This window comes from Acidovorax sp. T1 (assembly GCF_002176815.1).
Lineage (GTDB): Bacteria > Pseudomonadota > Gammaproteobacteria > Burkholderiales > Burkholderiaceae_C > Acidovorax.
Map to the genome: position 1 here is coordinate 2409359 of NZ_CP021648.1, position 25612 is coordinate 2434970.

At 61.5% G+C, this 25612-nt stretch carries 36 protein-coding genes, 1 tRNA gene and 2 pseudogenes; 36 read left to right on the forward strand and 3 right to left on the reverse strand.

Annotated elements, in window-relative coordinates; translation table 11 throughout:
• Nucleotide 1 precedes the first annotated feature (1 nt).
• The 35 genes and pseudogenes from CCX87_RS21110 to CCX87_RS11350 all read left to right on the forward strand — a co-directional run bounded on the left by CCX87_RS21110 (nucleotide 2) and on the right by CCX87_RS11350 (nucleotide 21084).
• Entirely contained in the window at nucleotides 2-1081 is a 1080-nt protein-coding gene (locus CCX87_RS21110) for a hypothetical protein (RefSeq protein ID WP_198314704.1), read from the forward strand.
• The gene (locus tag CCX87_RS11200) at nucleotides 1074-1289 is read left to right on the forward strand and encodes a hypothetical protein (RefSeq protein ID WP_087746340.1); all 216 of its coding nucleotides are present in this window, start codon (nucleotides 1074-1076) and stop codon (nucleotides 1287-1289) included. The genes CCX87_RS21110 and CCX87_RS11200 overlap by 8 nt, the downstream gene beginning before the upstream one ends.
• The gene (locus tag CCX87_RS11205) at nucleotides 1277-2593 is read left to right on the forward strand and encodes a hypothetical protein (RefSeq protein WP_143218378.1); all 1317 of its coding nucleotides are present in this window, start codon (nucleotides 1277-1279) and stop codon (nucleotides 2591-2593) included. The genes CCX87_RS11200 and CCX87_RS11205 overlap by 13 nt, the downstream gene beginning before the upstream one ends.
• Entirely contained in the window at nucleotides 2590-3120 is a 531-nt protein-coding gene (locus tag CCX87_RS11210) for a hypothetical protein (protein ID WP_143218379.1), read from the forward strand. The genes CCX87_RS11205 and CCX87_RS11210 overlap by 4 nt, the downstream gene beginning before the upstream one ends.
• A 26-nt stretch (nucleotides 3121-3146) precedes the next feature.
• Nucleotides 3147-3251 (forward strand): annotated as a pseudogene (locus tag CCX87_RS21570) (peptide chain release factor family protein); the annotation flags it as partial.
• Between the two features lie 103 nt (nucleotides 3252-3354).
• Nucleotides 3355-3621: a hypothetical protein gene (locus tag CCX87_RS11220; RefSeq protein ID WP_087746348.1), complete on the forward strand. Its 267-nt coding sequence runs from the start codon at nucleotides 3355-3357 to the stop codon at nucleotides 3619-3621.
• Nucleotides 3618-3761: a hypothetical protein gene (locus CCX87_RS20880; RefSeq protein WP_157667130.1), complete on the forward strand. Its 144-nt coding sequence runs from the start codon at nucleotides 3618-3620 to the stop codon at nucleotides 3759-3761. Before CCX87_RS11220 ends, CCX87_RS20880 begins: the two co-directional genes overlap by 4 nt.
• Before the next feature lie 158 nt (nucleotides 3762-3919).
• The gene (locus CCX87_RS11225; RefSeq protein ID WP_087746349.1) at nucleotides 3920-4162 is read left to right on the forward strand and encodes a hypothetical protein; all 243 of its coding nucleotides are present in this window, start codon (nucleotides 3920-3922) and stop codon (nucleotides 4160-4162) included.
• Nucleotides 4159-5262, forward strand: coding sequence for a vWA domain-containing protein (locus tag CCX87_RS11230; protein WP_087746351.1), 1104 nt, complete (start codon nucleotides 4159-4161; stop codon nucleotides 5260-5262). The genes CCX87_RS11225 and CCX87_RS11230 overlap by 4 nt, the downstream gene beginning before the upstream one ends.
• A gap of 33 nt (nucleotides 5263-5295) precedes the next feature.
• Nucleotides 5296-6123, forward strand: a complete 828-nt coding sequence (locus CCX87_RS11235) for a PD-(D/E)XK nuclease family protein (RefSeq protein WP_087748300.1) — start codon at nucleotides 5296-5298, stop codon at nucleotides 6121-6123.
• Nucleotides 6120-7475, forward strand: a complete 1356-nt coding sequence (locus CCX87_RS11240) for an SNF2-related protein (protein ID WP_158211993.1) — start codon at nucleotides 6120-6122, stop codon at nucleotides 7473-7475. Before CCX87_RS11235 ends, CCX87_RS11240 begins: the two co-directional genes overlap by 4 nt.
• The gene (locus CCX87_RS11245; protein ID WP_087746355.1) at nucleotides 7472-7651 is read left to right on the forward strand and encodes a hypothetical protein; all 180 of its coding nucleotides are present in this window, start codon (nucleotides 7472-7474) and stop codon (nucleotides 7649-7651) included. The genes CCX87_RS11240 and CCX87_RS11245 overlap by 4 nt, the downstream gene beginning before the upstream one ends.
• Nucleotides 7651-10629, forward strand: coding sequence for a DNA polymerase (locus CCX87_RS11250; RefSeq protein ID WP_087746356.1), 2979 nt, complete (start codon nucleotides 7651-7653; stop codon nucleotides 10627-10629). The genes CCX87_RS11245 and CCX87_RS11250 overlap by 1 nt, the downstream gene beginning before the upstream one ends.
• A 27-nt stretch (nucleotides 10630-10656) precedes the next feature.
• The gene (locus tag CCX87_RS11255; RefSeq protein WP_087746359.1) at nucleotides 10657-11331 is read left to right on the forward strand and encodes a hypothetical protein; all 675 of its coding nucleotides are present in this window, start codon (nucleotides 10657-10659) and stop codon (nucleotides 11329-11331) included.
• 53 nt (nucleotides 11332-11384) lie between these two features.
• Nucleotides 11385-11798, forward strand: a complete 414-nt coding sequence (locus CCX87_RS11260; RefSeq protein ID WP_143218380.1) for a gp33 family protein — start codon at nucleotides 11385-11387, stop codon at nucleotides 11796-11798.
• 20 nt (nucleotides 11799-11818) lie between these two features.
• Nucleotides 11819-12604, forward strand: a complete 786-nt coding sequence (locus CCX87_RS11265; RefSeq protein ID WP_087746362.1) for a hypothetical protein — start codon at nucleotides 11819-11821, stop codon at nucleotides 12602-12604.
• 9 nt (nucleotides 12605-12613) lie between these two features.
• Nucleotides 12614-12835 carry a hypothetical protein gene (locus CCX87_RS20885; protein ID WP_143218381.1) on the forward strand — a complete coding sequence of 74 codons (222 nt, stop codon included), beginning with the start codon at nucleotides 12614-12616 and terminating at the stop codon, nucleotides 12833-12835.
• Nucleotides 12828-13130: a hypothetical protein gene (locus tag CCX87_RS11270; protein ID WP_087746364.1), complete on the forward strand. Its 303-nt coding sequence runs from the start codon at nucleotides 12828-12830 to the stop codon at nucleotides 13128-13130. Before CCX87_RS20885 ends, CCX87_RS11270 begins: the two co-directional genes overlap by 8 nt.
• An 89-nt stretch (nucleotides 13131-13219) precedes the next feature.
• Nucleotides 13220-13786, forward strand: coding sequence for a 3'-5' exonuclease (locus CCX87_RS11275; RefSeq protein WP_157667131.1), 567 nt, complete (start codon nucleotides 13220-13222; stop codon nucleotides 13784-13786).
• Nucleotides 13783-14280 carry a DUF3310 domain-containing protein gene (locus tag CCX87_RS11280; RefSeq protein ID WP_087746370.1) on the forward strand — a complete coding sequence of 166 codons (498 nt, stop codon included), beginning with the start codon at nucleotides 13783-13785 and terminating at the stop codon, nucleotides 14278-14280. The genes CCX87_RS11275 and CCX87_RS11280 overlap by 4 nt, the downstream gene beginning before the upstream one ends.
• Nucleotides 14280-14699 carry a hypothetical protein gene (locus CCX87_RS11285; RefSeq protein WP_087746374.1) on the forward strand — a complete coding sequence of 140 codons (420 nt, stop codon included), beginning with the start codon at nucleotides 14280-14282 and terminating at the stop codon, nucleotides 14697-14699. Before CCX87_RS11280 ends, CCX87_RS11285 begins: the two co-directional genes overlap by 1 nt.
• Nucleotides 14692-14913 (forward strand): TraR/DksA family transcriptional regulator, encoded by a 222-nt coding sequence (locus CCX87_RS20890; protein ID WP_143218382.1) that lies wholly within the window; start codon nucleotides 14692-14694, stop codon nucleotides 14911-14913. The genes CCX87_RS11285 and CCX87_RS20890 overlap by 8 nt, the downstream gene beginning before the upstream one ends.
• A 108-nt stretch (nucleotides 14914-15021) precedes the next feature.
• A complete protein-coding gene (locus tag CCX87_RS11290) occupies nucleotides 15022-15324 on the forward strand; it encodes a hypothetical protein (RefSeq protein ID WP_143218383.1) in 303 nt (100 codons plus the stop codon).
• Between the two features lie 49 nt (nucleotides 15325-15373).
• The gene (locus CCX87_RS11295; RefSeq protein ID WP_087746378.1) at nucleotides 15374-15634 is read left to right on the forward strand and encodes a hypothetical protein; all 261 of its coding nucleotides are present in this window, start codon (nucleotides 15374-15376) and stop codon (nucleotides 15632-15634) included.
• The gene (locus CCX87_RS11300; protein ID WP_087746380.1) at nucleotides 15631-16581 is read left to right on the forward strand and encodes an ATP-dependent DNA ligase; all 951 of its coding nucleotides are present in this window, start codon (nucleotides 15631-15633) and stop codon (nucleotides 16579-16581) included. Before CCX87_RS11295 ends, CCX87_RS11300 begins: the two co-directional genes overlap by 4 nt.
• Entirely contained in the window at nucleotides 16578-16790 is a 213-nt protein-coding gene (locus CCX87_RS11305) for a hypothetical protein (protein WP_087746382.1), read from the forward strand. Before CCX87_RS11300 ends, CCX87_RS11305 begins: the two co-directional genes overlap by 4 nt.
• Before the next feature lie 189 nt (nucleotides 16791-16979).
• A complete protein-coding gene (locus tag CCX87_RS11310; protein ID WP_157667132.1) occupies nucleotides 16980-17657 on the forward strand; it encodes a dUTP diphosphatase in 678 nt (225 codons plus the stop codon).
• Nucleotides 17654-17863, forward strand: a complete 210-nt coding sequence (locus tag CCX87_RS11315) for a hypothetical protein (protein WP_087746385.1) — start codon at nucleotides 17654-17656, stop codon at nucleotides 17861-17863. Before CCX87_RS11310 ends, CCX87_RS11315 begins: the two co-directional genes overlap by 4 nt.
• Nucleotides 17863-18015: pseudogene (locus tag CCX87_RS21655) on the forward strand (helix-turn-helix domain-containing protein); the annotation flags it as partial. The gene CCX87_RS11315 and the pseudogene CCX87_RS21655, both read left to right, overlap by 1 nt.
• Before the next feature lie 26 nt (nucleotides 18016-18041).
• A complete protein-coding gene (locus CCX87_RS11325; RefSeq protein WP_087746386.1) occupies nucleotides 18042-19025 on the forward strand; it encodes a tyrosine-type recombinase/integrase in 984 nt (327 codons plus the stop codon).
• A complete protein-coding gene (locus tag CCX87_RS11330) occupies nucleotides 19022-19234 on the forward strand; it encodes a hypothetical protein (RefSeq protein ID WP_087746388.1) in 213 nt (70 codons plus the stop codon). The genes CCX87_RS11325 and CCX87_RS11330 overlap by 4 nt, the downstream gene beginning before the upstream one ends.
• Complete coding sequence (locus CCX87_RS11335; protein WP_087746390.1) at nucleotides 19231-19464, forward strand: hypothetical protein; 234 nt, start codon at nucleotides 19231-19233, stop codon at nucleotides 19462-19464. Before CCX87_RS11330 ends, CCX87_RS11335 begins: the two co-directional genes overlap by 4 nt.
• Nucleotides 19461-19829, forward strand: a complete 369-nt coding sequence (locus CCX87_RS11340) for a hypothetical protein (protein ID WP_087746391.1) — start codon at nucleotides 19461-19463, stop codon at nucleotides 19827-19829. Before CCX87_RS11335 ends, CCX87_RS11340 begins: the two co-directional genes overlap by 4 nt.
• A complete protein-coding gene (locus CCX87_RS11345) occupies nucleotides 19826-20314 on the forward strand; it encodes an HNH endonuclease (RefSeq protein WP_087746393.1) in 489 nt (162 codons plus the stop codon). Before CCX87_RS11340 ends, CCX87_RS11345 begins: the two co-directional genes overlap by 4 nt.
• A 59-nt stretch (nucleotides 20315-20373) precedes the next feature.
• Nucleotides 20374-21084 (forward strand): DUF7227 family protein, encoded by a 711-nt coding sequence (locus CCX87_RS11350; RefSeq protein ID WP_087746394.1) that lies wholly within the window; start codon nucleotides 20374-20376, stop codon nucleotides 21082-21084.
• 107 nt (nucleotides 21085-21191) lie between these two features.
• Here the strand turns inward: CCX87_RS11350 and CCX87_RS11355 are convergent.
• The 3 genes from CCX87_RS11355 to CCX87_RS11365 form a co-directional block, all read right to left on the reverse strand.
• Nucleotides 21192-21268: transfer RNA gene (locus CCX87_RS11355), tRNA-Val, on the reverse strand.
• 98 nt (nucleotides 21269-21366) lie between these two features.
• On the reverse strand, nucleotides 21367-23580 hold the full coding sequence (locus CCX87_RS11360) for a RelA/SpoT family protein (RefSeq protein WP_087746396.1): 2214 nt from the start codon (nucleotides 23578-23580) through the stop codon (nucleotides 21367-21369).
• The gene (locus CCX87_RS11365) at nucleotides 23577-24611 is read right to left on the reverse strand and encodes an alpha/beta fold hydrolase (RefSeq protein WP_087746399.1); all 1035 of its coding nucleotides are present in this window, start codon (nucleotides 24609-24611) and stop codon (nucleotides 23577-23579) included. The genes CCX87_RS11360 and CCX87_RS11365 overlap by 4 nt, the downstream gene beginning before the upstream one ends.
• Before the next feature lie 69 nt (nucleotides 24612-24680).
• Here CCX87_RS11365 and CCX87_RS11370 point away from each other — a divergent pair, with 69 nt between their 5' ends.
• Entirely contained in the window at nucleotides 24681-25463 is a 783-nt protein-coding gene (locus CCX87_RS11370; protein ID WP_087746401.1) for a 3-hydroxybutyrate dehydrogenase, read from the forward strand.
• Nucleotides 25464-25612 lie beyond the last annotated feature (149 nt).

Here is a 25612-nt window from a genome sequence, read left to right on the forward strand (position 1 = left end):
CATGAAAGTCACCCCCACCCACACCAGCGGCGCGGCAGACCTGCTCGACTTGATAGAAGCATATGCAGAGGCCCGCCACCGTCAAGGCCACAGCAGCTACAACGCGCAAACAGCTACTGCTCTGCAGGCTGTGAAGGACGCACTTGCTGCAGGGCAGGTCACAGCAGCGCCTGAAAACATCCGCGGCATCCTGGCTAGATGCCGTGATTTCATTGACACAACCAAGGCTCCTGCGTACCCAGCGGGTGTAGATTTGGCCGACGAGATTGATGCGCTACTTGCAGCACAGCCAGCGCCCCAGCCTTCGCACGCAGCTCAGGCAGTGGTGCAAGACGATCTCATTACGATTCGCAAGCCCACCACGAGTGCAGAAATGCTTTGGCTACTGAAGCTCGCACATCTTGTGATTTCAGATGTGGACAAGACACTGGAAGAAACGTTTGCGCCAGCGCAGCCAGCAGCACAGCAGGGGGCGGCCTATGCGGCGACGCCCACCAGCAACTACGCGGGCCGGGTGTACGAAGAAGGCTTCCTGATCGGTACATGCCCGCTTTATACCGCCGACCAAATGCGCGCCTTCGCAGACGCCACTTATGCCTTGCGCGCAGCCCATGGGCAAGCACCAGCCGATGCTGCACCATCGGCTGGCGCAGTTGCGGGGCCGGATGACATTGATGCGATAGCTCTGACTCGCTACAAGGTGGTCCACTCGCACGACAGCATGATTCACCGTTTCGCAGTGGTGGCAGGTGACGGCAATCAGCAGCTCTACCTTGGCCGCGAAGTTGAGTGCGAAAACATGGCACGCAAGTTCGCCGGAGCGTTTCTTGACGGCGCGTTCTATCAGGCCAATATCACCCCGTCAACACAGGCGGCAGGGAGCGTGCCAGCGGTGGAGCGCGAACAGGAGCGCATCGCATTCAAGGATGCGCATCGGCACTTGGAGCTGTACGAAGTGCCTGACGCATGGGGGCGGCCCATGTTCAAGCACTCTCACGTTGAGGCAAGTTGGCTTGGCTGGATTGCCAGCGCATCCCATGGGCAAGCACCAGCCGCACCAAAAGGAGACATTGATGAGTGACAAAACACAAAGCGAAGCCCGCCGCATTCTCGGCAACATGAGCCAGATGGACGGTTATCACGGCACGACTACGGCAGACGTGGTTGATTTCATGTGCGAGAACTACAGCATGACCGTTTTTTGCAAAGGGATACTTCGCAACATCGTTTTTACCCCAATTACGGCAAAGAGTTTTGCATTCAAAACGGAGGCAGTATGGATGCAATAGAAACGCTCATTTCTGTTTTATGTGACCCAGAGGGAAAATGCTGTATTTCTGGCTCTGACGATGACAGGCGCCTTATTGATTCTGCGCTCGCAGATCTCGCAGCAAATGCAGCTGACCGCGCAATTGAGGGCTGCCCTGAACTCAACATGGGCAACTATGACGAGGTAGGGGTTGAACGCCTGAACGATTGGGCAATCCGCGCCGATGACGAAATCGACCGCCTCCACGCACTTGCTGCAGGGCAGGCCACAGCAGCACTAGCACAGCCAGCGCCTGAAAACATCCGCGGCATCCTGGCTAGATGCCGTGATTTCATTGACACAACCAAGGCTCCTGCGTACCCAGCGGGTGTAGATTTGGCCGACGAGATTGATGCGCTACTTGCAGCACAGCCAGCGCCCCAGCCAGCGCCAGTGCTTTGGTTGTCGCCTGAGCAGTTCGCTAATTTCGTGGATGCCGATGAAGCTCCGTTCGGCAAGTACATCCCCGCTCGCAAGACCAGCGCGGGCAAATTCACGATACCGCTTTTCGCAGCCCGTGCCCCAGCCTCAGCGCAGCCAGCAGCACAGCAGGGTTTGGCCCAGCAGGAGGCGCAGGAGCCAGCAACGGTGCCGAGGTTCAACTGTTGGTCAACCAACGAAGGTGATAGCTGGTTCGACCACCCGGCAGATTCACAAGCAATCTACGATTGCCTTGGTAATGACGCCAAGGTTGGTGATGAGTACGAACTGACAGCAGGGTGGAAAAGTGTCACTGCGCGTTACCGAATCACAGAAGTAGTTGGCGATGGCGAGGAATACGAGGTGGAGTGCATCTCGCACCCGCATGAAAACTCAGCACCCCAGTCCCCCACGGCACAGGCAGACAGCGTGCCAGCGATTCAAGGAGAAACGAATGTTCAACTGGATACTGATCCAAACCCTACCGCACCCGGACAACAACGGGACATGGCTTGCTCGTTGGCGCTGGGACAACCAGTGGGCAACGGGTCGGACCAAGTCGCAGGCCATCCTAGCGCTCAAGGAGACAAGCTACTGACCGTAGCCGAGCGGAACATCCGAAGTTTCCTTCGCAGCGCGACATTCAAAAGCGAGTCAGACCGCGAGGCGGCGCTCAACTGCGTCGATGTTCTGTGGGAAGCAGCCCGTGCCCCGGCAGACAGCGTGCAGGAGGATGCTGCGCGGCTGGATTGGTTGCTACTGCGTATCTCAGGCGCAGAGTTCCGGCGTCTCGGTGTCCACTATTCCGGCAACGCCAGACGTGCTGACGTGGACGCAGCCCGCAAGCAAGGAGAAACCAAATGACTGAACCAACGCAACCGACACCTACAGATGCAGATCTGGATGGGCTGATCTCCACCTATCTCAAGCGTATGTATCCGCAAGACAACCAACCGCATTTTGAGCGGGCAATCATGCGCGCAGTCCTTGCCAAGTGGGGCACACCTGCAGGGGCGGGAGCGCCGGTGGCGCCGGACTTCTACACCGCCTGTGCTTGGTATGAGGGTGGCGGTGAGGCTGGCTGGATACCACTTCCAGGCTACAGCAATGAGACAGAGCATGGCGTGAGGCACCTAGTTCTGGAGGCCGCTCGCAAGGAGGGCTACAAGGGGACGGTGGCTGGTCGCCTACTTGCGCTGGGCTGGGAGATTCGCCCTGTTTACCTCACCCCGCAGCCCACCCAGGCGCAGGCCGGGGCGGTGCCGCTGACGGATGAGCAGATCCGGGCGATGCTCAACAAGCACCCGCCTGAAGACGTGTGCGGCTGGAGCTATCGCATGGGCATAGATGATGCCGAGCTACATCACGGCATCAAGAGGCCAGCATGTTGAATGACTGGGCAAAGATGAACCGCATGGTTCGTATCACCCACGAACCTACTGGTGTCACCGCTGTAGCCAGTGAATACCGCTCTCAGCATCGCAACCGTGATGCCGCCTACGCACAACTCAGGTCAAAGGTGGCAGTCGGCTCTGTGTTCCCACTTCCACTGCGGGTCACCTACGAGTTCCCGGATGGTGAGCCGTGTCCGGATGACATCAACAAGCACAGGCAAGGAGGCCAGCATGGCACTGAGTGAACTCGACATGATGAATCTTTGGGCGAAGCAACTGACAGGCTACAAGTCACAATGGGGGCGACTGTTTGGATTTGGGTATGCCGTCGAAGCCGAAGTGCGCAAGAGCGACGATGTGCTGATTCGGCGCCTGGTGGAGGCGTTGGTCGATCTTGTGGAGGCGGGAGAGGACGCATGGGGTGATGAAAGACCTTGTGTTCGCATCGGGAAAGAGGAAATCACAGCTGCCCTCGCAAGACTACAAAACCAATCATGAAACAACCTGACGTATTCCTTTTGCGCCGCAATGGTGCCCTCATTGCCGTGTTCTCTACAGAGGACAAGGCAGTTACCTACATGAAAACCAAGCGCAAGAATGGAGAATTTTGGCGCATTGGACAGAAAGAAGTGCAATGACAACAAAAATTGAACGGGCATCGCCCCTCGCGGGCCACGCATTCCGCCCAAGCCGCGTGAGCGACATGAGCCCGTCGAAGTGCGCGTCGAAACGCTCCCAGTGCCTGAACGCCCATACAAGACGACCTTCATAGGCGCCAACCCCTGGGGAGTTTGAGATGAAGAAGAGCCTGCCCAAGGGCTGGGCGATGCACGCCTACGACGACGAGATTCTTTGGTGGAACGGGGTTTCTGTAGAGCATGACGCCCCGGTGGTCGTCGCCAAAACCCCATTCGTACCCGGCTTCTTCGTCGCCAAGCTCGTCGGGCACAACGACGACACAGACAACTGCGCCTACCCCATCGCCGGCCCGTTCAGATCACTCCACGCTGCTATCGCAGCTATAGCACTCATATCATGACTACCAACGCCCAAGCCGCCCACAAGCTCACTGTCGCCCGCTCGCAACTCATTCTCAGCCAACCATTCTTCGGAATGCTGGCGCTGCGGCTCCGTCTGGTCGAGCGCGCCGGCATCAAGACGCTCGCCGTTGACGGCAAGAATGTCTTCTACAACCCTGACTTCGTGCTCGGCCTGACCGACACACTGTGCCGAAGCGCGATGGCCCACGAAGTCATGCACTGTGTGTTCGACCACATCACACGCTGCGGCAGCCGCGAGCCGAAGAAATGGAACTACGCTGGCGACTATGTCATCAACCAGCTCCTGTCCGACGCGAATTTCGAGATTGGTGAGGGCTGGCTGCTCGATGCCCGCTACAAGGGCATGCACGCCGACCAGGTCTACGCACTGCTTCCCGACGACCCTGAAGGCGACGGCAGTAGCGGCCAGGGCCCACTCGACGAGATGATGCCCGGCGACGCCTCCAGCACCGCAGCCGACGCCACCGAGTGGAAGATCGCCACGATCCAGGCTGTTGCAGCCGCCAAGGCTGTAGGCAAATTGCCTGGTTCACTCCAGCGCTTCGTCGAAGACTCGACCCGGCCCCAGGTCGACTGGCGCGACCGTCTGCGCCAGTTCGTCACGCAGACCAACAAGGACGATTACAGCTGGGCCCGACCCAACCGCCGCTATCTCAGCGCCGGTCTGTATCTGTCTGGCCTGTACAGCGAGAACATGGGGCCCGTTGTGGTCGGTATCGACACATCCGGCTCCATCGACGATAAGACTCTGCAGACCTTCGGTGGCGAGATCCGCGCGCTCGTGCAGGCTGTACGCCCGTCCGAAGTCCACATCGTCTACTGCGACGCCGAAGTGAACCACGTCGATGTTTTCTCGCCCTACGACGACATGAAGTTCGCCCCGCACGGCGGTGGCGGCACGGCGTTCAAGCCGGTATTCGACTACGTGACCGAGAAGAACCTCAAGCCCGAGTGCCTGGTGTATTTGAGTGATCTTTATGGCGATCACCACTTCACCCCACCCGACTTCCCCACCCTGTGGTGCTGCACGACGAACGAGACCGCGTCGTTCGGTGACACGATTCGCATTGAGGTATAGTCGTTCATCTTTGGACGACATGAAGAAGACAACATGACAATTTCAAGCTGGTCACACTCCAAGCTCGGCGACTTCGAGAAGTGCAAGTTCCTCTGCTGGCTCAAACATGACCAGAAGATCCCAGAGCCCGAACGACCGTTACCACCCGGCCGGTCGGAGCACGCCAATGATCGCGGCACGCGCATCCACACGTCCTGCGAGCTCTACATCAACGGCACGAACAACGAACTCGCGCCAGAAGCCGAGAAATATTTTGGCTTTCAGATCGAACTTCTTCGTTCGATGCACAAAGATGGTCTCGTAAGCCTGGAAGGCGAGTGGGCCATGAACCGCAACTGGGAGCCCTGCGGCTGGAACGGCGATTGGATCGAATCCGACGACCTGCAGCACACCGGCACCGCCCGTAAGCTGCCCGAGCGTGGCCGCGAAGGCGACATCATCAAGGTCGGCAAGAAGGTCTTCGCGTGGGTGCCCGCCTGGCTGCGCCTGAAGCTCGACGCGATGGTCATGCACGACGAGCGCACAGCCACCGTCATCGACTTCAAGTCCGGGCGCAAGTTCGGCAACGAAGTCAAGCACGCCGAGCAGCTGCAGCTGTACCAGCTGGTCACGTTCTTGCGCTACCCCAAGCTCGAGACTGTGTTTGCCGAGCTGTGGTACCTGGACCAGAAGGAAGGCGAGAACCTTACCTCTCAGAAGTTCATGCGCAGCCAAGGCCTGCGCTTCAAGCCTCGCTTCCACCAGCGCGGTGACGCACTCACGACATGCGACACCTGGCCGGCCAACCCTTCCCGCTTCACCTGCCAATGGTGCCAGTACGGCCCCTGGAACGGTGGGCAATGTCAAGTAGGTGTGAGATGACCAAAGCCTTCGCACATCAGCTCAAGTCCCTCAAACACGACCTCACCACTGACGTCGTGTTCGACACCAGCGACCCCGGCACTGGCAAGACATTCGTCGCCATCAAAGCCTTCGAGCGCCGGCGCAAGAAAAAGACCGGCTGCGCTCTCATCCTCGCGCCAAAGTCCCTGCTGCGCAGCACCTGGGCGGCCGACTTCAAGAAGTTCGCCCCCGCACTCAAAGTCGTGGTGGCTACGGCTGACGTGCGCGCCTCGACATTCGACCAGGACGCCGACGCCTATGTCACCAACACTGACGCCGTCAAGTGGCTGGCCAAGCAGCCCAAGGCGTTCTTCAAGCGCTTCGACACACTCATTGTTGATGAGTCCAGCGCCTACAAGCACGCCACCAGTCTGCGCAGCAAAGCGGTTGCCAAGATCGCCAGCTACTTCAAATACAAGCGAGCGATGACCGGCACGCCCAACGGCCGCTCGATCACGGACGTGTGGCACCAGGTCATGCTGCTCGATGGCGGCCACCGCCTGGGCCGGTCGTTCTTCGCCTTCCGCAACAGCGTGTGCGTGCCTACCCAGGTCGGCCGCAACGACAAAGCAATTCGTTGGGACGACAAGGACGGCGCGGAAGAGGCCGTGTTCGGTCTGCTCAGCGACATCGTCATCCGCCACAAGTTCGAGGACTGCGTCGACATCCCGGCCAACCACCGGTACACGATGAGCTACGAGCTGACGGCCAAGCAGCGCAAGGCCTACGACCAGATGGAGCAGACGCAGATGCTCTGGCTCAAAGGCAAGGAACCATCTGTCATCGCCGTCAACGCTGCCGTGGTGGCCAACAAGCTGCTGCAGGTCGCTTCAGGTGCCGTGTACGGTACAGGCCCGGACCCCGTCATTGTCGACGACGGGCGCTACAAGATGGTGCTTGACCTGGTCGAAGAGCGCAAGCACAGCCTGGTGTTCTTCCACTGGAAGCATCAGCGCGATGCCCTAGCAGCCGAAGCCGACAAGCGGGGCATTGAGTTCTGCGTCATTGACGGCTCAGTGAATGAACATGAACGCGACCGCCTCGTTACTGCCTACCAGGCAGGGCGCTACCAAGTCATGTTCGCGCACCCCCGCTCCGCAGCCCACGGCCTCACGCTCACGCGCGGCACGGCCACGATCTGGGCCTCACCGACCTATGACCTGGAGCTGTTTGAGCAAGGCTCCAAGCGCCAGCACCGCATGGGCCAGACGCAGAAAACCGAGACCATCACGGTCCTCGCACCCGGCACGATTGACGAGCGGGTGTACGAGATCCTGCAGAAGAAGAACGCCCGCATGTCCAACCTTCTCGACCTGTTCGCTACGCTATGAAATTCTCTGACATCTTCCGCAAGCCCTCCGCGCGCACATTGGCCCAGGTCGAGCTCGAGGAGGCCCAGCGCCAGCTCCTGCTGGCCCAAAGCAGCGCCGAGTACGCTGCTGCCATGGCGCAGTACCACCAAGAGCGCATCACCCGACTGCGGGCCATGCTGAATGAGGTTGCGTGATGGGTTGGGCATCCGCTGTCCGTAAACCTACGGCCCAGACCAAGGTCGCCGCTGCCGTCAAGATCGTTTCTCGTCCGCAGATCGAGACGGCAGACGTCGACTGGGACCGGCTGGTCTCGCTTGACTTCGAAACTTTCTATGACGCCGACTACACGCTCTCCAAGTTGTCCACGTCCGAGTACGTGCGCGACGAGCGCTTTGAAGCGTCGATGGTCGGCATCAAGATCGGCAACAAAAAGACCAAGGTGGTGCCCCACAGCAAGATCGCCGCCGAGCTGGCCGCGATCAACTGGGAGACGCACAGCGTGCTGTGCCACAACATCCAGTTCGACGGCTTCATCCTGAGCCACCACTACGGTGTCTTCCCCAAGCGCTACTACTGCACCCTGGGCATGGCCCGGGGGCTGCACAGCAACGAAATTGGCGCAGGCCTGCACGACGTGTCGGTCTTTTACGGCGGCAAGGGCAAGATCGACGGCGGCGTCGAGGGCATGAAAGGCGTGCGCTTCAAGGAGCTTTTCGCCAACAAGCCCCTGTGGAAGCGCTCCGCCGAGTACTGCGCCAACGACGTCGACGAAACGTTCCGCATCTTCTGCGCCATGCACCCGCTGTTCCCGGCCAAGGAGATGGACCTGATCCACATGACGGCGCGCATGTTCTGCGCTCCGGTCCTGAAGATCGACATCCCGCGCGTCCAGACCGAGTACGAACGCGAGGTCACGCGCCGCGAAGAGCTGCTGCTGAACTTGCTGAACCCCCGTGACTACGACGATGTCCTCGACGGCAAAGACAAGAAGCTCGAAGGCAAAGAGCGCGACATGCGCATTGTCAAGAAAGTCGTCGGTAGCAACGAGCGCTTCGTTGCGCTGTTCGAAGCCCTCGGCATTGCACGCGATCAGCTGCCCCGCAAGCTGAGCCCCGCCTGGATGAAGAAAAACCAGGCCGAGCGCGAGGAAGCCATCGACAGCAAGTGGGCCTTTGCCTTCGCCAAGGATGACCTGGACTTCGTCAGCATGCCCGATCGGGTGTGGGGGTACTTCCCTCACCTCGACCCGGCCAACCCCAAAGACGTCCTGGAAGCAGCTGAGCTGTCCGAGAAGCTCCAGCAGCTGATCGACACGCGCATCGCGGTCAAGTCCACGATCAATATTACCCGGGCCGAGCGCTTCCTGAAGGCCGGCGCCAACGGTATGGCATTGCCTGTGGGCTATGCGTACTATCGCGCCCACACAGGCCGTTGGGGCGGCAACAACAAGATGAACATGCAGAACCTCACCCGTGGTGGTGAGCTGCGCCTGTCCATCCTGGCCGACAAGGGCCACCAGATCGCTGTGGCCGACTCAGGCCAGATCGAAGCTCGCGTGAACGCGTGGCTGTGGGATCAGTTCGACCTTCTGGATGCGTTCCGCGACAAGCGTGACGTGTACAGCGAGTTCGCTACAGACATCTACGGCCGCAAGATCACGAAGGAAGATAAGAACGACCGCCACGTAGGCAAGGTCTGCTTGGCTGGGGACACGCGCGTATTCACAAACCGTGGTCTTTTATCTATAACAGATGTAAAACCGACGGATTTACTATGGGACGGCCTCGAATGGGTAAAACACGACGGACTGATCTACCAGGGGTACAAGCCAGTACAAAAGCACCGGGGGCTGAGTGCGACCGGGGACCACGAAATTCTGACGGCACGTGGGTGGCAGGAGTGGCGCGAGGTCCGTACAAACCCTTCCCTATTCCAGTCGGCGCTATCTTTGGCGAACTCACCGTCGTGCGCTGGGAACCCTATGTCCGCGCCGATGGCAAGCTCGAAGGCCACCGGCCTGTTTGCCGCTGTACGTGCGGCAACGAGTCCCCTGTGGCCGCGGGCAACCTACGTGCTGGCCGTTCCACGCGCTGCAACGTGTGCGCCAAGCGCGCTTCCGCTGTCAAACGGTACCGGGTCTACAAGCACGCCATGGCGGATGACGACCACCGGGCGCGGCTACTCAACCGCCTTTCGTCTGCTATCAGTCGGTGCAGCAACCCGCGCAACGCATCGTATAAGCACTATGGCGAACGCGGCATTGTCGTCTGGGATGGTTGGCGCAACGACCGAGCATCATTTTTGGTGTACGTGCAAACGCTTCCTGGCTGGGACGACCCGTCTCTGGAGTTTGATAGGGTCGACAACGACGACAGCTACCGACCCGGCAATGTCCGGTTTGCAACCAAGTCTGTCAACACTGGCAACAAGCGCAAGGTCGAAAACCTGGAGCGGCGCATCCGCGAACTCGAAGACGAGAACGCACGTCTACGATCTCGCAAACGCCGGACCTCGTAGTCGCTTCACAGTCATGACCGATGACGGCCCCGTCATCGTCCATAACTGCGTTCTCGGGTTGGGCTATCAGATGGGCGCACCGAAGCTCCAGATGACTCTGGCCAAGGGTGCCCTGGGCGGCCCCAAGATCGCGCTGTCCATCGACCAGTGCCAGCACATCGTCAACACTTACCGGCGCAAGTATTACGCCATCAAACAGGGCTGGGATCGCAGCAAGGACTTCATCGAACACATGTCCAACCCGGACCTCGAGCCCATCCAGTACAAGTGTCTGGAGATCGGCTTCGAGTACATCCGCCTGCCCAACGGCATGTGTCTCAAGTACCCCGACCTGCGCATGGCCAAGGGCGAAAAAGGCTGGGACGAGTGGAGCTACCAGTCAGGCGACATCCGCAAAAAGATCTACGGCGGCCTGCTGTGCGAAAACTTGGTGCAGGCCCTGGCCCGCATCATCGTCGCAGAGCAGATGCTGATGATCGACACGAAGTACCCCGTCGTGATGACGACACACGACGAAGCCGTCACGCACCCAAAGACGAAGGACGCAGCCAAGTGCTACGCCTTCATGGAGAAGTGCATGACGACTCCGCTGTGGTGGTGCCCAGAAATCCCGCTCGCTGCTGAAGGCGGATTCGCGGAAAATTACAGTAAGTAGCCTTAATAGTGTAGTAAAGGAACCCCCATGACCGCACTCGAAGACCCCCGGTGGCTGGCGCTTAGCAAAGAGCGCCGTGACGCCCTGCTCGAGAAACACCGCGACATCAACGTCTTCGATGAATGGTGGGACAGTGTCTACGAGATGTTCGTCGAGGACTGCGCCGAAAAGGGCATCGAGGTCGACACCCACACCATCAGGACCGTGGGCGGCAAACAGGCTCAGCGCCATTCGATCTATTTCTCCGGCTTCTGGAGCCAGGGCGACGGCGCATGCTTCGACGGCAGAGTCAACAACTGGATCAAATTCTTCGAGGCTATGAAGCGCCCCGATCTGGTTACGTTGTACCAGAAGACCGATGAGGGCCTTACACTGGCCTGGTCCCATGAAGGCCGCTACTACCACGCAAACTGTGTCTCGTTCTCCAGCGAGCTGTGCCTCGACAACCCGCACGACGACGATGAGGACCCCTTGCTACATGCCGCTTGGAACATAGCGTACGAAGAAGGGTACGTTTTCGACAAGCTCGAGGAGACCTTTGCCGAGTTCGTCCGCGACCTCATGCACGACCTCTACATCTTGCTCGAAGAAGAACACGACTACCTGACCAGCGATGAGGCTATCGCCGAGTACATCCTGGGCCATTGCGAAGAAGAGCTCGTCGAGGAAGACGACGAAGAAGAGCTTTCGCTCGAACATTGATCTTTTATCTATCTTAGATCAGTGATATGATTCACACCACCAAAGAGGACGAAATGCCTACAGCCACTGTAAGCCCCAAAGCAAAGAAGCCGGTGAAAGCCACGCCCGGCGCCATGATCGACTCGATGTGGGAGCTGCGCGAGAAGAAGCGCAAGCTCGAAGCATCGATCAAAGATCTCGATGGTCAGCTGGCTGACATCGAGTCCAAGCTCATGGAAGACATGGAGGCCAACGGCATCGACAAGATGACCGGCAAGGCCGCCGGCGTCTCCATCAGCACGTCCACAGTCGCCAACGTCGAAGACTGGGACGCGTTCCTGGCCTGGGTCTACAAGACCAAGAACGGTCACCTCCTGCAACGCCGCGTCTCCGACCCTGCGTGGCGCGAAATGGTCGAGCTCAAGGGCGTCGTCCCCGGCACCCAGCCGTTCACCAAGAAGCGCTTAAATCTGCGCGCCCTGTCCTAACCCCACCACTGAAAGTACCTATGGCCACCGCCAAGAAAACCCCCAGCACTGCCGTTGCAGTCAAGAAACCCGTCAGCTCCGCTGTTGTCTCCATCCAGGAGCAACTCAAGGCCCAGGTCGCCGCCATGGCCGGCAAGATCGCCCCTCCTTCGGGCATCAACATCCGCATCACGCAGGACAAGAAATTCCAGCTGCCCGACGGCTCCAAAGTCGAAGGCCCGCTGGATTTGGTGATTGTTGATTTCGTTTCTCGCAATACGTTCTACGAAGGAACGTACGATCCGAACAACATCACCCCGCCCGCCTGTTTCGCCATCCATCCCGAGCCCAAGCAGATGACGCCCAGCGACAACAGCCCGATCAAGCAGAGCGACGACTGCGCCAGCTGCCCCATGAACCAGTTCGGTTCGTCTGGCAAGGGCAAGGCCTGCAAGAACGGTCGCGTGCTGGCCGTGCTGCCGCCCGACGCCGACGCAGACACCCCGCTGTGGCTGCTGCAGGTCTCGCCTACTGCGCTCAAGGGCTTCGACGGCTTCGTCGGCTCCGTGGCCCGCACGTTCCAGATGCCGCCCATTGCCGTGGTCGCCTCGGTGGACTTCAACCCCAACGAGACCTATGCGTCGCTCACGTTCGGCGACCCCCGCCCGAACGAGAACGTGGCCGTGCATTTCGCACGCCAGGGCGAGGCCAAGGAGCTGCTGATGGTCGAGCCCGACGTCTCCGGTTTCGGCCAGGAAGCCGCCAAACCTGCGCGCGCACCCGCCCGCCCTGCAGCGCGCAAGCCTGCAGTGGCTGGCCGCCGCTAAGGAGCACCCGTGGCAGTTCGCAAATGGTATCTGGACCGCGCTCTGGCTTCGTACCCGAGCTTGAAGGCTGTCATCGGCGAGCTGACGCTGGAAGAAGTAATTGCCGCTCTCGATCTTGAGAGCAGCACTTTGCGCCGGAGGTCGCTGATCGACCGGCTGGTTTCCCGAGCCGTCCGGCTCAACGAAGTTTCATTCAATCGCCAACTCAAGGAGAAATACCACCATGGCTAAAGCAATCAAGACCCTGTCCAAAGCTGAACTCAAGGACGCCAAGACCAACCTCAAGGCCGCCCTGGGCGTCGTGAACGCCGAGCACGGCAAGTTCGTGTCGGACCACAAGGCTGCGGAGAAGGCCCTGGCAGCCGCCAAGAAGGAAGCCGACAAGGCCATCGCCGTCGCACAGAAGGCCGTGGACGCTGCCGGTAAGAAGCTGGAAAAGGCCACTGCCGCTGCCGACAAGGGCCGCGCCAAGATCAACGCCCAGCTGGCCGCCCTCGAGCCTGCGGCCGAAGCCGCAACTGCCTGATTCGGTACTTCGCAGTGCCCTTCCCTGCGCCGAAAGGCGCAGGGTTTTTTACACCTAGATGATTGGACCGCGCAGACATGAAGCACATCATGATTGATTTGGAGACACTCGGCACCCGCGCGGATGCCGTGATTCTCAGCCTCGGTGCCGTGAAGTTCGACCTGACTTCCGGCAAGATCGACGACCAGGGCTTCTACGCATCGATTTCCATCGACAGCAACCAGGAACTCGGCCGTCATATTCAGGAAGACACGCTGCTGTGGTGGCTCAAGCAAGACATTGCTGCCCAGTCTGTGTTCCATGAAGACAAGACCACCCTGCCGCAGGCACTCGAAGATTTCAGCGACTGGGTCGGCACTGACGACTACGAAGTCTGGAGTAACGGCGCTGACTTCGACATCCCCATGCTGGCCCACGCATATGCGCAGATCCAGATGGAAATCCCCTGGAAGTTCTGGGCCAGCAACTGCTTCCGCACCTACAAGAAACTGCCCGGGGCCAAAGCCCTTGCCCAAACCGTTCCGTCCGCCGGCGTGAAGCACAACGCCCTGGCCGACGCTGTCCATCAGGCCCAGGTCCTGCACGCCATCCACACGGGTATCTTCGGCAAGGCCGCTGCAACCAACAACCCCTTCAAACCGAAAGCAAAGACATGAGCGCACTCGACACCCAGATTGGCGGCAACCACTACAAAAACATGCCCATCCAACCGATGCAGTACAGCATGGCGAATGAGCTGGACGCATGCCAGCACACCATCATCAAGTACGTGACCCGCTTCCGTGAGAAGGGCGGCATCCAGGATCTGGAAAAGGCCAAGCACGTCATCGACATGCTGATCGAGTTTGAGCAGAACGGAGTGAAGCCGGCCCCCGCCCAAAAACCGTTCGACTTCGACGCGAAGCTGAATGAAACGCTGAAGGACAGCGCAGAAGCAGCAAACACCAAGAAGCCCCTCGACTTCGGCGCGATGCTGCGTGACGCGATCGAAGCGGCCGAAGCGGCTGAAGCCGCCAAGGCGGCCATGCCAGCCGGGCCTTACGACTGCCCCTGCGCCGCATGTACGCTGCGCCGCAAACTGAGCGCCATGTTCCCTGATGCTGAGATCGACGTCACGTTCCTGTCGGAAGACACTGGGCGCGCTGACTGATGCCCAAAGGACCCGAGAACACCTTCATCAGCAGTGTGCACAAGCACCTGCCTGCCGGGCTTTACCGCATGAAAAACCACAACGCCTATGTCGGCGGCATCGCCGATGTCTGGTACAGCGGTGTGCGCGACCTCTGGGTCGAATACAAATTCATCGTGGTGCCCAAGCGCCCAGACACCGCCATCGACCTCCTCACCGGAAAGAACCCGGCGATCTCGTACCTGCAGCAAGAATGGCTGCGCTCACGGCACGGGGAGGGTCGCTCTGTCGGCGTGATCGTCGGGTCCAAGGACGGCGGGGTCTGGCTCCCAGGTACATCCTGGGACCAGCCCTTCGCCACAAAAGATTTTCTTCGGCATCTCATGTCGAGGAAAGAGTTGGCTGACACAATACTGAAAGAAGTCCATCATCATGGATGAGAACTTTGTGGAGCAGGCCGAACGGCTTGCAGAATCCGAGGTTCAGGCCGGAATCGCCCGCGCCCGGATCAAAGACACCCCACCGCCGGATTTCGACGGTGACTGCGCATGCGGGGAAGCCATACCGCCCGAACGGGTCGGCCTTGGCTACCATCGCTGCATCCGCTGCCAGACCCTACTCGAACGAAGAGGAGGCGTCGGCAAATCAAGATAGAGGAGTGAATAAACCATGACCCCTGAAGGCCACAACGAGCTTCTACCCGCCATCGAGGCGGTGCTAAGAACCGCTACCGAGCCGCTAGATTGTAACCAGCTGTTTGACATGCAGTCGATCAGGGCCGTCGCCCCGTCGGCCAATCGCGTCTCGGATTACCTGGGCATCCTCTTTCGCAAGGGGAAAGTCAGTCGGGTGGCCAACGAACGCAGCGACACCGTCGCCGGTCGTGCCCGCTGGGCCTACGTCTGGAAGAACAAGGAGTTGCCGGCATGGAAGCACCCCAAAGAGGTCATCGACTACAAGCCCAAGGCGATCCTCGACCGCCCGAGTATCTACATCACGGAGGACGGAGACAACATCAACATCGAGTTGCCTCACCTGTCCATCGTGATAAAGAAAAAGAACTAGTCGACGGCCCGCTTCGGCGGGCTTTCTTCGGACCAAAAATCTTTCATCTATGTTCGATCTTCTAACGAACCAAGAGTCGGCCCACGCGGCGGCTCTCGGCTGGAACCTGTGCCCTGTCTATGACATGGACAAGGCCCGCTGGGCGCTAGAAGCCCTGCCGACGGACCACCCCGCGTCGAGCGCTGTCGCCGCGCAGGCCCGTATCTACAACCTGGCCCTCAGTGGTGATGCCGTGGCGGTCAAGACGCTGCAGCTCATCGTGCGCTCCCACCAACCTGCCCCACCCGCCAAGAAAGCCCGCAAGAAATGACCATCAAGCCCCAGCTCGCCGAAGACGCAATCCTCGACCAAGTCAAGTTCCCCTGCATCGTGCAACCCAAGATCGACGGCGTACGTGCCTTGAATCTTCGGGGCACGCTCACGGGGCGCAGCCTCAAAGAGTTCGATGGCTTCGGCATCACCGAACGTTTCAGCGGCGACCAATACCTGGGGCTGGACGGCGAGATGATTCTGGGCTCCAAACCAAACTGCACCGATCGCCTGTGCAGCCTGACCACGGGCGCGATGGGTCGGTTCAAGGGCGTGGACGCCATGCCCGACCTGCAGTGGAACGTGTTTGACCTGGTGCTCAGCGTGACGGTAAACCTCCCTTACGAAGAACGCTACCGGCTCCTGGCCCGGCATGTCGACCAGCTGCACGACGAGCGCGTCAAGCTCGTGCCGATGTACGTGGTGGACAACACCAAGCACCTCGAACACAACATCAGCGAGTTCTTCGCTGCGGGCTACGAAGGCACCATCATCCGCAACCCAAACGCGCCCTACAAGTCTGGCCGGGCCACGCAGAAGGGCCAGGAACTGTGGCGCGTCAAGCCCTGGGCCGACGCTGAGATCCTCGTCACCGGCGTGAGCGAGGGCGAGGTCAATACCAATGAAGCCAAGACCAACGCGCTGGGCCGCACCGAGCGCTCGTCGGCCAAGGCTGGCATGGTGAACAACGGCCAGATTGGCTCGATCCAGGGCGTGCTGCTGGCCGACTTCCACGACCCCTTCACCGGCAAGCTGCTGTTTGCCAAGGGCCTGCCAATCACCGTGGGCAGCGGCGAGATGACCGTGAATGAGGCCGAGTATTACTTCAAGAACCAGAAGGAAATCATCGGCCACGTCGTCAAGTTCAAGCACATGACACACGGCGTCAAAGACTTACCGCGGTTCCCGACCTACATGTCCCATCGCCTGCCGCAAGACATGTCATGAAGCACTGCAGGACCATCATCAAGCGGCTCAAGGACGAGATCCCCGGACTGCAGATCGCGCTCCTGCGCCAACGCACACACCAGGTCTACGAGCTGCGGCTCGGCGACAAAGTACGCCACCTCACCATGAGCGTGTCGCCCAAGAACTACGACCGCGCCATTGAGCTGACGGTCAAGGCAGCAAAGCAACTGCTGAATTCAGCCAGATGAACGAATTGCCATACATCGCCGGTGACGCTGTCTACCGGTACCCGGCGGCGGGTGATGAGCCCGCCGTACCCGGCGCCAAGAGTCTCATCCTCACCCAAGGTGGCGTTTGCGTCATCGGAACGTGGGGCGATGACGCCGTTGCCTGGGCGCCCCTGCCCAGGCGCAACCACACCAAAGAGGAACAGATCCGTGCTCTCCAACATTCAGCTTCTTGAGCAGCTTGCGCTGCAGCACAAGATGAACGCCACTGTGAACCCTGACTGGGTGCGCGCCAAATACAACTGGACCCGGGCCGTCATGGTCGAGGCCGTCGAAGCCCTCGACCACCTTGGCTGGAAGTGGTGGAAGGCCAAGCCCGTTGCGGATGAGAGCCAGTTCCGGCTGGAGCTGGTGGACATCTGGCACTTCATCCTGTCCAACGAACTGGTCCACACCGAAGGCGATCCGCACGAAGCGGCGGCAAACCTGCGCGCCGCATCCCGCCAGCCTACCTACGCCATCACGGCGTCGGCCGGCACGGTGGACCTGCGCGAGCTTGCCGCCCGCGACTTGCTGCACGTCCTGATCGGGGCCGCTGCCTTTGGCGACGTCCACCTGACAGCATTCACCCTGCTGCTGGCCCGCGCAGACATGACCTGGGATGACCTGCACAAGAGCTACATCGCCAAGAACGTCCTGAACCTGTTCCGCCAGGCGCACGGCTACAAGGACGGCAGCTACATCAAGGAATGGGACGGCCGCGAGGACAACGAGGTCCTGTCCGAGATGGTCGCCCTCGACCCCCAGCTCACCCCCGACGAACTCATGGCCCGCCTGCGCGCCGTGTACGTCCAATTCCAGCCCGCCATCCAGGAAGCATCCGCATGAAGCTCTACAAGATTGCTGCCACAGGCAACCCCGGCTCTACCACCCCCGACACTGAGACCCACTGGGTCGGTTCACAGGCCGACGCGGCCTCGCGCCGCAAACAGCTCAACGCTGACGGCTTCAAGCGCGCGGACATCGAGACCCACGAAGTCGACGTCCCGACTGACAAGGCGGGCCTGCTGGCCTGGCTGAACGCGAACGTGTAATGACCGCACCGCGCTCGCTTGGCCTCATCGAGGCCGCCGCCCTGCTGCGTGTTCACAAGAACACGCTGGCAGCGCGTGCGCGAGCGCGGGTCATTCCCGGCGCAAAGATTGGTAAAGAGTGGGCTTTCCTGGAGGCCGACCTGGTGGCCTACATGCGGGCCCAGTACCAGGAGCCCCTATGCCCCTCTATAAGCAAGCTGGAACCGACATCTGGTCGGTCAACATTTCCGTCCCGGGTCACCCACGGGTACGTCGATCAACTGGAACGGCTGATCGCCTCGAAGCGCAGCGCATCCACGACGAGATCAAAGCGGGCCTCTGGTCTGCCCCCAAGCTGAAAGGCAAGACCTGGGGCGACGCCGTCGTCCACTGGTGCAAGCTGGCGGATCGCTCCGAATCTGATCTGCTGAGCCTGGCCAAGTTCGGCCGCAACTACAAGGACCGCGCGCTGCAGGACGTGACCCGCGAGAGCATCGTCGCCGCGCTGGCCTTCTGCCGCACACCCGCCACGTTCAACCGCTACCGCAATACTATCGCGGCCATCCTGCATGCGGCCCAAGCCGAGGGCTGGCTGCGCGACGTGCCCAAGCTGCCGGTGCGCGACGTGCAGGCAAAGCCCCGCGAGTGGATCACCCCGGAGCAGTGGGGCAAGCTGTATGTGCAGCTGCCCCAGCACCAGCGAATGATGGCCACCTTCGCCATCGAGACCGGGCTTCGGCAGGCCAACGTCCTGGGCCTGACCTGGGACCGCGTGAGCATTGAGCGCGCTGTGGTCTGGATCGAGGCCCCGGACATGAAGGCCCGCCACGCCCTGGGCATCCCGCTCAACGACCGCGCCATTGAGGTGCTGAAGGCCGAGCTGGGCAAGCACGAGGTCTGGGTGTTCACGTTCCGTGGCAAGCCCATCAAAGAGATCAAGACGGCCTTTCAAGCGGCGTGCGTGCGCGCCGGGGTGGGCCAGACCGTCGATGGCCTGTACCAGGGCTTTACCTGGCACGGCCTTCGGCACACCTGGGCCACCTGGCACCTGCAGAACGGCACACCCCGTGACGTACTGCAGAAGCTGGGCGGCTGGGAAGACGAGCGCATGGTCCAGAACTATGCGCACCACTCGCCGGGCTACCTGGCGCAATTTGCTAACAACGTGAGGAAGAAATCATGAGCTTCAAACCATCTGTGAGCACCGACGGCGGCCAGACGTTCCACCAGAACGCTCTGGCCTTCGCCACGGAAGCCGAAGCCCTGGCCAATGCCAAGGACCTGTTCAACCGCTGGCTGTCCTGCACGGACTGCCGCGCCGTGGAGAGCGACGAGCCGGTGAACTACACGCTCAAGGACGGCGTGCTGGAGAGCGTCGGGGTGACGACATGACCGATACCAAAATCGACCTCCCGCCTGACGGCGTCTGCCCCTGCGGCAGCCACGACCTGGTGCTCGCCAGAGACCAGATCGAGTACACGCCCGTCTCGAAAGAAGGCGGTGCCTGGGACTACGGCGCGAGCTACGCAGAGCAGATGTACAGCGATGATCCCATGGGCAACGTGCGCCTGTTCTGCACAGCGTGCGGGCAGTATTTCAACGTGCCGGAGGAGCTGGAATGAAAACCACCGACCAACTCTACGAAGAGCTCCGCGCCGTGATCGACAACGGCAGCGAGTCGATGACCCACGAGGATGCGCTCGAACATGTGCGTGCGCTGCAGGCGGCCACGGAGGTTGTACATGGCCGGTACACCGTCCTGGTGCTGCGCCCGGACTGGATTGCTGACCCATACGGCCAGGACACCTACATGGCGCACGTCATGGCGGGCAGCGTTGAAACGGCCCAGATCGCCGCGCAGCGCGAAGCGTATCAATGCGACGCCTCTCCAGACGACGAGGGTTACGGCGACCCAGACTTCTGGTCCGACTACTTCGTGCTGGCGGTGTTCGAGGGGCACCTCAGCGACAAGCGGGTGACGGAATGAGCGCTCTGACACTCGAGCGCGCCCGAGAGCTGCTTTGCTATGACCCAACCACAGGGCTGTTGACTTGGAAGGTCAGGGCCGGCCCTCGCGCCCTGCAAGGCGGCGTCGCGGGGTACCTCGACAAGAAGGGCTACGTCTACGTAGGGCTGGACGGCAAGTATTACTTTGGGCATCGGGTGGCTTGGCTGCTGCACTTCGGCCGGTGGCCTGCGGGGCAGGTCGACCACTGGGATGAAGTAAAGAGCAACAACCGTATATCCAACCTCCGCGAAGTGACCTCGGTCGAGAATATGCACAACCAGCGCCAAGCCAGGAAACACAACCGGCTCGGGCTGCGTGGTGTCTCGAAGAACCACACCAAGTTCCAGGCTGAGATCCTCGCCGACGGAAAGCGTATCTACCTCGGGGTGTTCGACACACCCCTCGAAGCGCACGCGGCATATCTCGCCGCCAAGAAACAGTACCACCCGACCAGCGCACGCTGATTGAGCCAACCACCAAGAAACCCGCCACTCGGCGGGTTTTCTGCTTTCTGGACCTACAAATGGAACACACCTACCACTTCACGCGAGTGAGCGGTAATGCGAAATGTGGCCCGATCCCTGTGACCACCACCAGCGCCGACAGCTGCCCACCCACCTGCAGCTTCAAGGGCAACGGCTGCTACGCCGAGTCCGGCCCGCTTGCCCTGCACTGGAAGGCCGTCAACAGCGGCAAGCGCGGCGGCACGCTCGATGAGATGTGCGCCAAGGTCGCCGCCCTGCCCCGACATCAGCTCTGGAGGCACAACCAGGCTGGGGACCTACCGGTGAGCGCGCCGGGGCGCATCCACTACGCCTCTGTGCGCCAGATCATCGCCGCCAACAAAGGGCGTCGTGGGTTCACTTACACCCACCACAAGCCCACGGCGGCCAACCGCGCCATCGTGGCTGAGGCCAACAACCAGGGCTTCACGGTGAACTGGTCAGCCGAGACGCTGGAGCAGGCTGATGCGTACGCCGCCCTGGGCACGGGGCCAGTGGTGTGCGTGCTGCCTGCCGACCAGCTCACGCCCGTGCGCACACCGGGCGGGCGCCTCGTGACGGTGTGCCCTGCGGTCACCGGCAACACCGACTGCCTCAACTGCGGCATCTGCCAGCAGCGCGACCGCCAGGCTATCGTGGGCTTCCCTGCGCACGGCTCGGGCGCCAAGCGCGTGCAGAAGGTGTTCTTCATGCAGAAGGTCCCGACTATGTCCGAGGCTATGACAACATGACGCGTTATGACGTTGCTCTACGCGTTCTTTCAACGAACGGGCCAAGAAAAAAGGACTTAGCCGTTACAGCTAAGTCCTTGATTTCATTCAGTTTTTGGTCAGAAAACTGGTAGGCGCGATTGGACTCGAACCAACGACCCCCACCATGTCAAGGTGGTGCTCTAACCAGCTGAGCTACGCGCCTGTTTGTATTCGAGAGAGCGATTGTAGCAGTAAAAAACCGGGTTTTGGACACCTGCGAAAAATTGGTGAAACCTTCAGCCTGAGTGGCAGCACAGTCGGTCAGCGTCGCCGCGCCGAGCGCACGCCCGCCACGCTGGCGACAATCGCGAGCACCTTGTTGAGGCGGCCGGAGTCGGCGACTTCCACGGTGAAGGTCATCCATGCCGTGCCCTTGACCGACTGGGTCTGCACACCGATGACGTTGGTTTTCTCCCGCGCAAACACTTCCGAGATATCGCGCAACAAACCCTGACGGTCGGCGGCCTCCACCGCCACGTCGACGGGATACACGGCTGCACCCGCCGCGGATTTGGGCGTGCCCCATTCCACTTCGATCACCCGTTCGCTGCTGCGCGCCGCCATCTCCCGGAAGTTGCTGCAGTCTGCGCGGTGCACGCTCACGCCCTTGCCCCGGGTGACAAAGCCACGGATATTGTCGGGCGGCGCCGGTTTGCAGCACTTGGCCAGTTGCGTCATGAGCGAGTCGATCCCCACCACCAGCACGCCGCCCTTGGGGGCAGATTCGTTGGTGCGGGTCTTTTTCAGCAGCAGGTAATCGTCGGGTTGCAGCACCGGCTCGGGTGGGCGCAGAAGGGTTTCGATGCTGCGCAGTGAAAACTCGTCCTTGCCCACCACCTCGAACAGCGCGTCGGCCGACTTGAACCCCAGCTGCACCGCCAGGTCGTCCAGCTTCATGGCCGTCTTGCCTTCGCGCTGCAGCAGTTTTTCAACCGCCTCGCGACCCCGGGCCACCGTTTCGTGGGTGACCTGGGCGTTGAACCAGGCGCGCACCTTGGCCTTGGCCCGGTTGCTGATGAGGTAGCCCAATTCGGCATTGAGCCAGTCGCGCGAGGGGCGGCCTTCCTTGACGGTGACGATCTCCACGGTCTGGCCGTTCTGCAGCGGTGTGTTGAGCGGCACCATCACGCCGTCGACCTTTGCGCCGCGGCAGCGGTGGCCCAGGCTGGTGTGCACGCTGTAGGCAAAGTCCACGGGGGTGGCGCCCTGGGGCAGGTCCACCACGGCGGCCTCGGGGGTCAGCACGTAGATGCGATCTTCGAACAGGCCGCGGTTCTGCACGGTGCCGGCCAGATCGCGCTCCCACGCCAGCAACTGGCGCAGCACCGCGATCTTGGCGTCGTATTCGCCGCTGGCCGACACGCCCGCATAGCCCTTGCTGCCCGCCTCTTTGTAGGCCCAGTGCGCCGCCACACCGTGCTCGGCATGGTCGTGCATGGCCTGGGTGCGGATCTGGATTTCGATAGGTTTGCCGGCGGCGTCGCGCACGATGGTGTGCAGCGACTGGTAGCCATTGGGCTTGGGGCGCGCGATGTAGTCATCGAACTCCTCCACGATAGGCGTGAACTGCTCGTGCACCCAGCTCAGGGCTGCATAGCAGTCCTTGACCGACGGCACCACCACGCGCAAGGCCCGGATATCCAGCACCTGATCGAAGTTGAGCGACTTGCCGCGCATCTTCTTGACGATGCTGTAGATGTGCTTGGGCCGCCCCTGCACGCTGGCGCTGATGCTGCGCGCGCGCAGGTCGGACTCCAGCCGCGCGCGCAGCTGCTCCATATAAACCTCGCGCTCGCCGCGCTTTTCGTCGAGCAGGCGGGCAACCTCCTTGTAGGTCTCGGGCTCCAGAAAGCGGAACGACAGGTCCTCCAGCTCCCATTTCACCTGCCAGATGCCCAGCCGGTTGGCCAGCGGGGCAAACACCTGCAGCGATTCGCGCGCCAGGCTGGGCGACACCGGGGTTTTGCTGGCCGCATGAAAGCGCAGCGTCTGCAGACGCGACGCCAGGCGCAACATCACCACCCGCAGGTCGCGCGAAAAGGCCAGCAGCATTTTGCGCACGTTCTCGGTCTGCACCGCCGGGTCGTCCACCTGCTGGGCGCCACGCGCCTGCCGCTGCACGCGCATCAGATTGGTGGTCTCCACCGCCAGGGCCGCAAAGTTGTCGCCAAAGGCCTTGGCGATCACCTCGTGGGGCTTGGTCAGGTGCCCGCAGGCATACACCAGGTAGCTGGCTGCCTGCATGGCCTCTGACCCCCCAATGGCTTTGAGGATGGCGGCCACGGCGTCGGCATGGGCCAGGGTGTTCTCACCGGAATCGAGCGTCTCGCCCACCATGAGGGGCTCGGCAAAGGCGCGCGCGCGCGCCAGGGCATTGACCTGCTCAGGCAATGTGTGGGCCGTTGCGGCAATAAGTTGCGGCAATGTATCAGCCATAGGCGCATGCACCGCCGCCGACGGAGAGTGCGTTTTCATGCAGTCACCGTTTCTTGGGGGGCCAGCAAAAAGTCCATCACGGCCGTCACCTGGTCTTGCGCCATCAAGGTGGGCGCATGCCCCACGCCCTCGAACTCCACGAGTTTTGCCCTCGGCCCACGGCGCGTCATGGCCTGGGCGGTTTCTGGCGCCAGCAAGTCGGACTGCGTGCCGCGCAGCAGCAGCGTGCGCGCCTGGATGCGGTCATAGAGCTGCCACAGCTGCAGCGCACCTGCAGCAGAGGCCTCGGGTGTCATGGCCCCAAAAGCCTGCGCGATGGCGGGGTCGTAATGCAGCGCCAGGCCGCCACCCGGCAAGGCCCGCACCATGGGCCGCGACAGTTCCAGCCATTGCTCGGGGGTGTGCGGGCCAAAGCTCGACGAAATGGCCCACATGGCATCGGCCGCCTGCTGCAGCGAATCAAAGCGCACCGGCGCGCCCAGATACTGGCCGATGCGCTGCAGGGCCAGCCATTCGATGGCGGGCCCCACATCGTTGAGCACCAGCCGGCGCACCGGCACGGCCAGCGGCCACAGGCTGCCCACGGCAGCGGCAGACGTTGCAGCGGATGGGCGAGGTTCTTGGGGTTCATCGGGCACGCCCAGCCCCGGCTGGCCACACAGGGCCATGCCGATCAGCCCGCCCATGCTAGTGCCCACCCAGTCCAGCGTCTGCACCGGGGCCTGGCGCTGCAGTTGGCCCAGCAAAGCCAGCATGTCGGCCACGTATTGGGGAATCTGGTAGCCGGCGGGGTCGGCCAGCCAGTCGCTCTGGCCGCGGCCCACCACATCGGGGCAGATGACCCGGGCGTGGCGACCCAGCGTGCGCGCCAGGGTGTCGAAATCACGCCCCTGGCGCGAGAGGCCGTGCACGCACACCACCACATGCGGATGGGCCGGATTGCCGGTGCCGTTCCACTCCCAGTACGCCATGCGGTGCTGCGCTGGCGGGCTGGCCAACGCCCCACCGAAGGGGCCCGCCGCAGAGGCGGCGCCAGGGCACAGTACGTAGTTCAGCGTAGGTTCAATCATGGGTGTGGAATCTGGCGACAGCGTTCGATAATGGCTCCATTGCATCGTAATTCATTCGGAGAAACTCGCATGCTCAACGGCAAAACCGCACTCGTAACCGGCTCCACCAGTGGCATTGGTCTGGGCATCGCCAAGGCCCTGGCCCGCCAGGGCGCCAACATCGTGCTCAATGGTTTTGGCGACGCGGACGGCCCGCGCGCCGAGGTGCTGGCTGCCGGCCAGGCAGCAGGCGCCCAGGTGGCCTACCACGGCGCCGACATGAGCCGCGCGGCCGATATCGAGGACATGATGAAATACAGCGCCGCGCAGTTCGGGCGCGTGGACATCCTCGTGAACAACGCCGGCATCCAGCATGTGGCAAACATTGAAGACTTTCCCGCAGAGCGCTGGGACGCCATCATCGCCATCAACCTGACCAGCGCCTTTCACACTTCGCGCCTGGCCCTGCCCGCCATGCAGGCGGCCAACTGGGGTCGCATCATCAACGTGGCCTCGGTGCACGGACTGGTCGGCTCCGCGCAAAAATCGGCCTACGTGGCGGCCAAGCACGGCATCGTGGGCCTGACCAAGGTGACGGCGCTCGAAAATGCGACGTCTGGCGTCACCTGCAACGCCATGTGCCCCGGCTGGGTGCTGACGCCGCTGGTGCAAAAACAGGTGGACGCCAAGGCCGTAGAACACGGCATCTCGAACGAAGAAGCCACGCGGCAGCTGCTGGGCGAAAAAGAACCTTCCATGCAATTCACCACGCCCGACGAACTGGGCGAGCTGGCCGTGTTCTTCTGCTCCCCCGCAGCCAACAACGTGCGCGGCGTAGCCTGGAACATGGACGGCGGCTGGGTGGCCCAGTAACCGGCATCAAGCCAGCGGCGCGAGAGCCAATGGCAAGGCTGCTCAAGCCTTTGGCGCCGCCCGAATTGCTCCCGTTTCAATAGCTAATAGCGCTTTCCACATAAGCGCTAGAGGCCATTTTCATGCAAAAAATAAGGTCGCCGCATCGT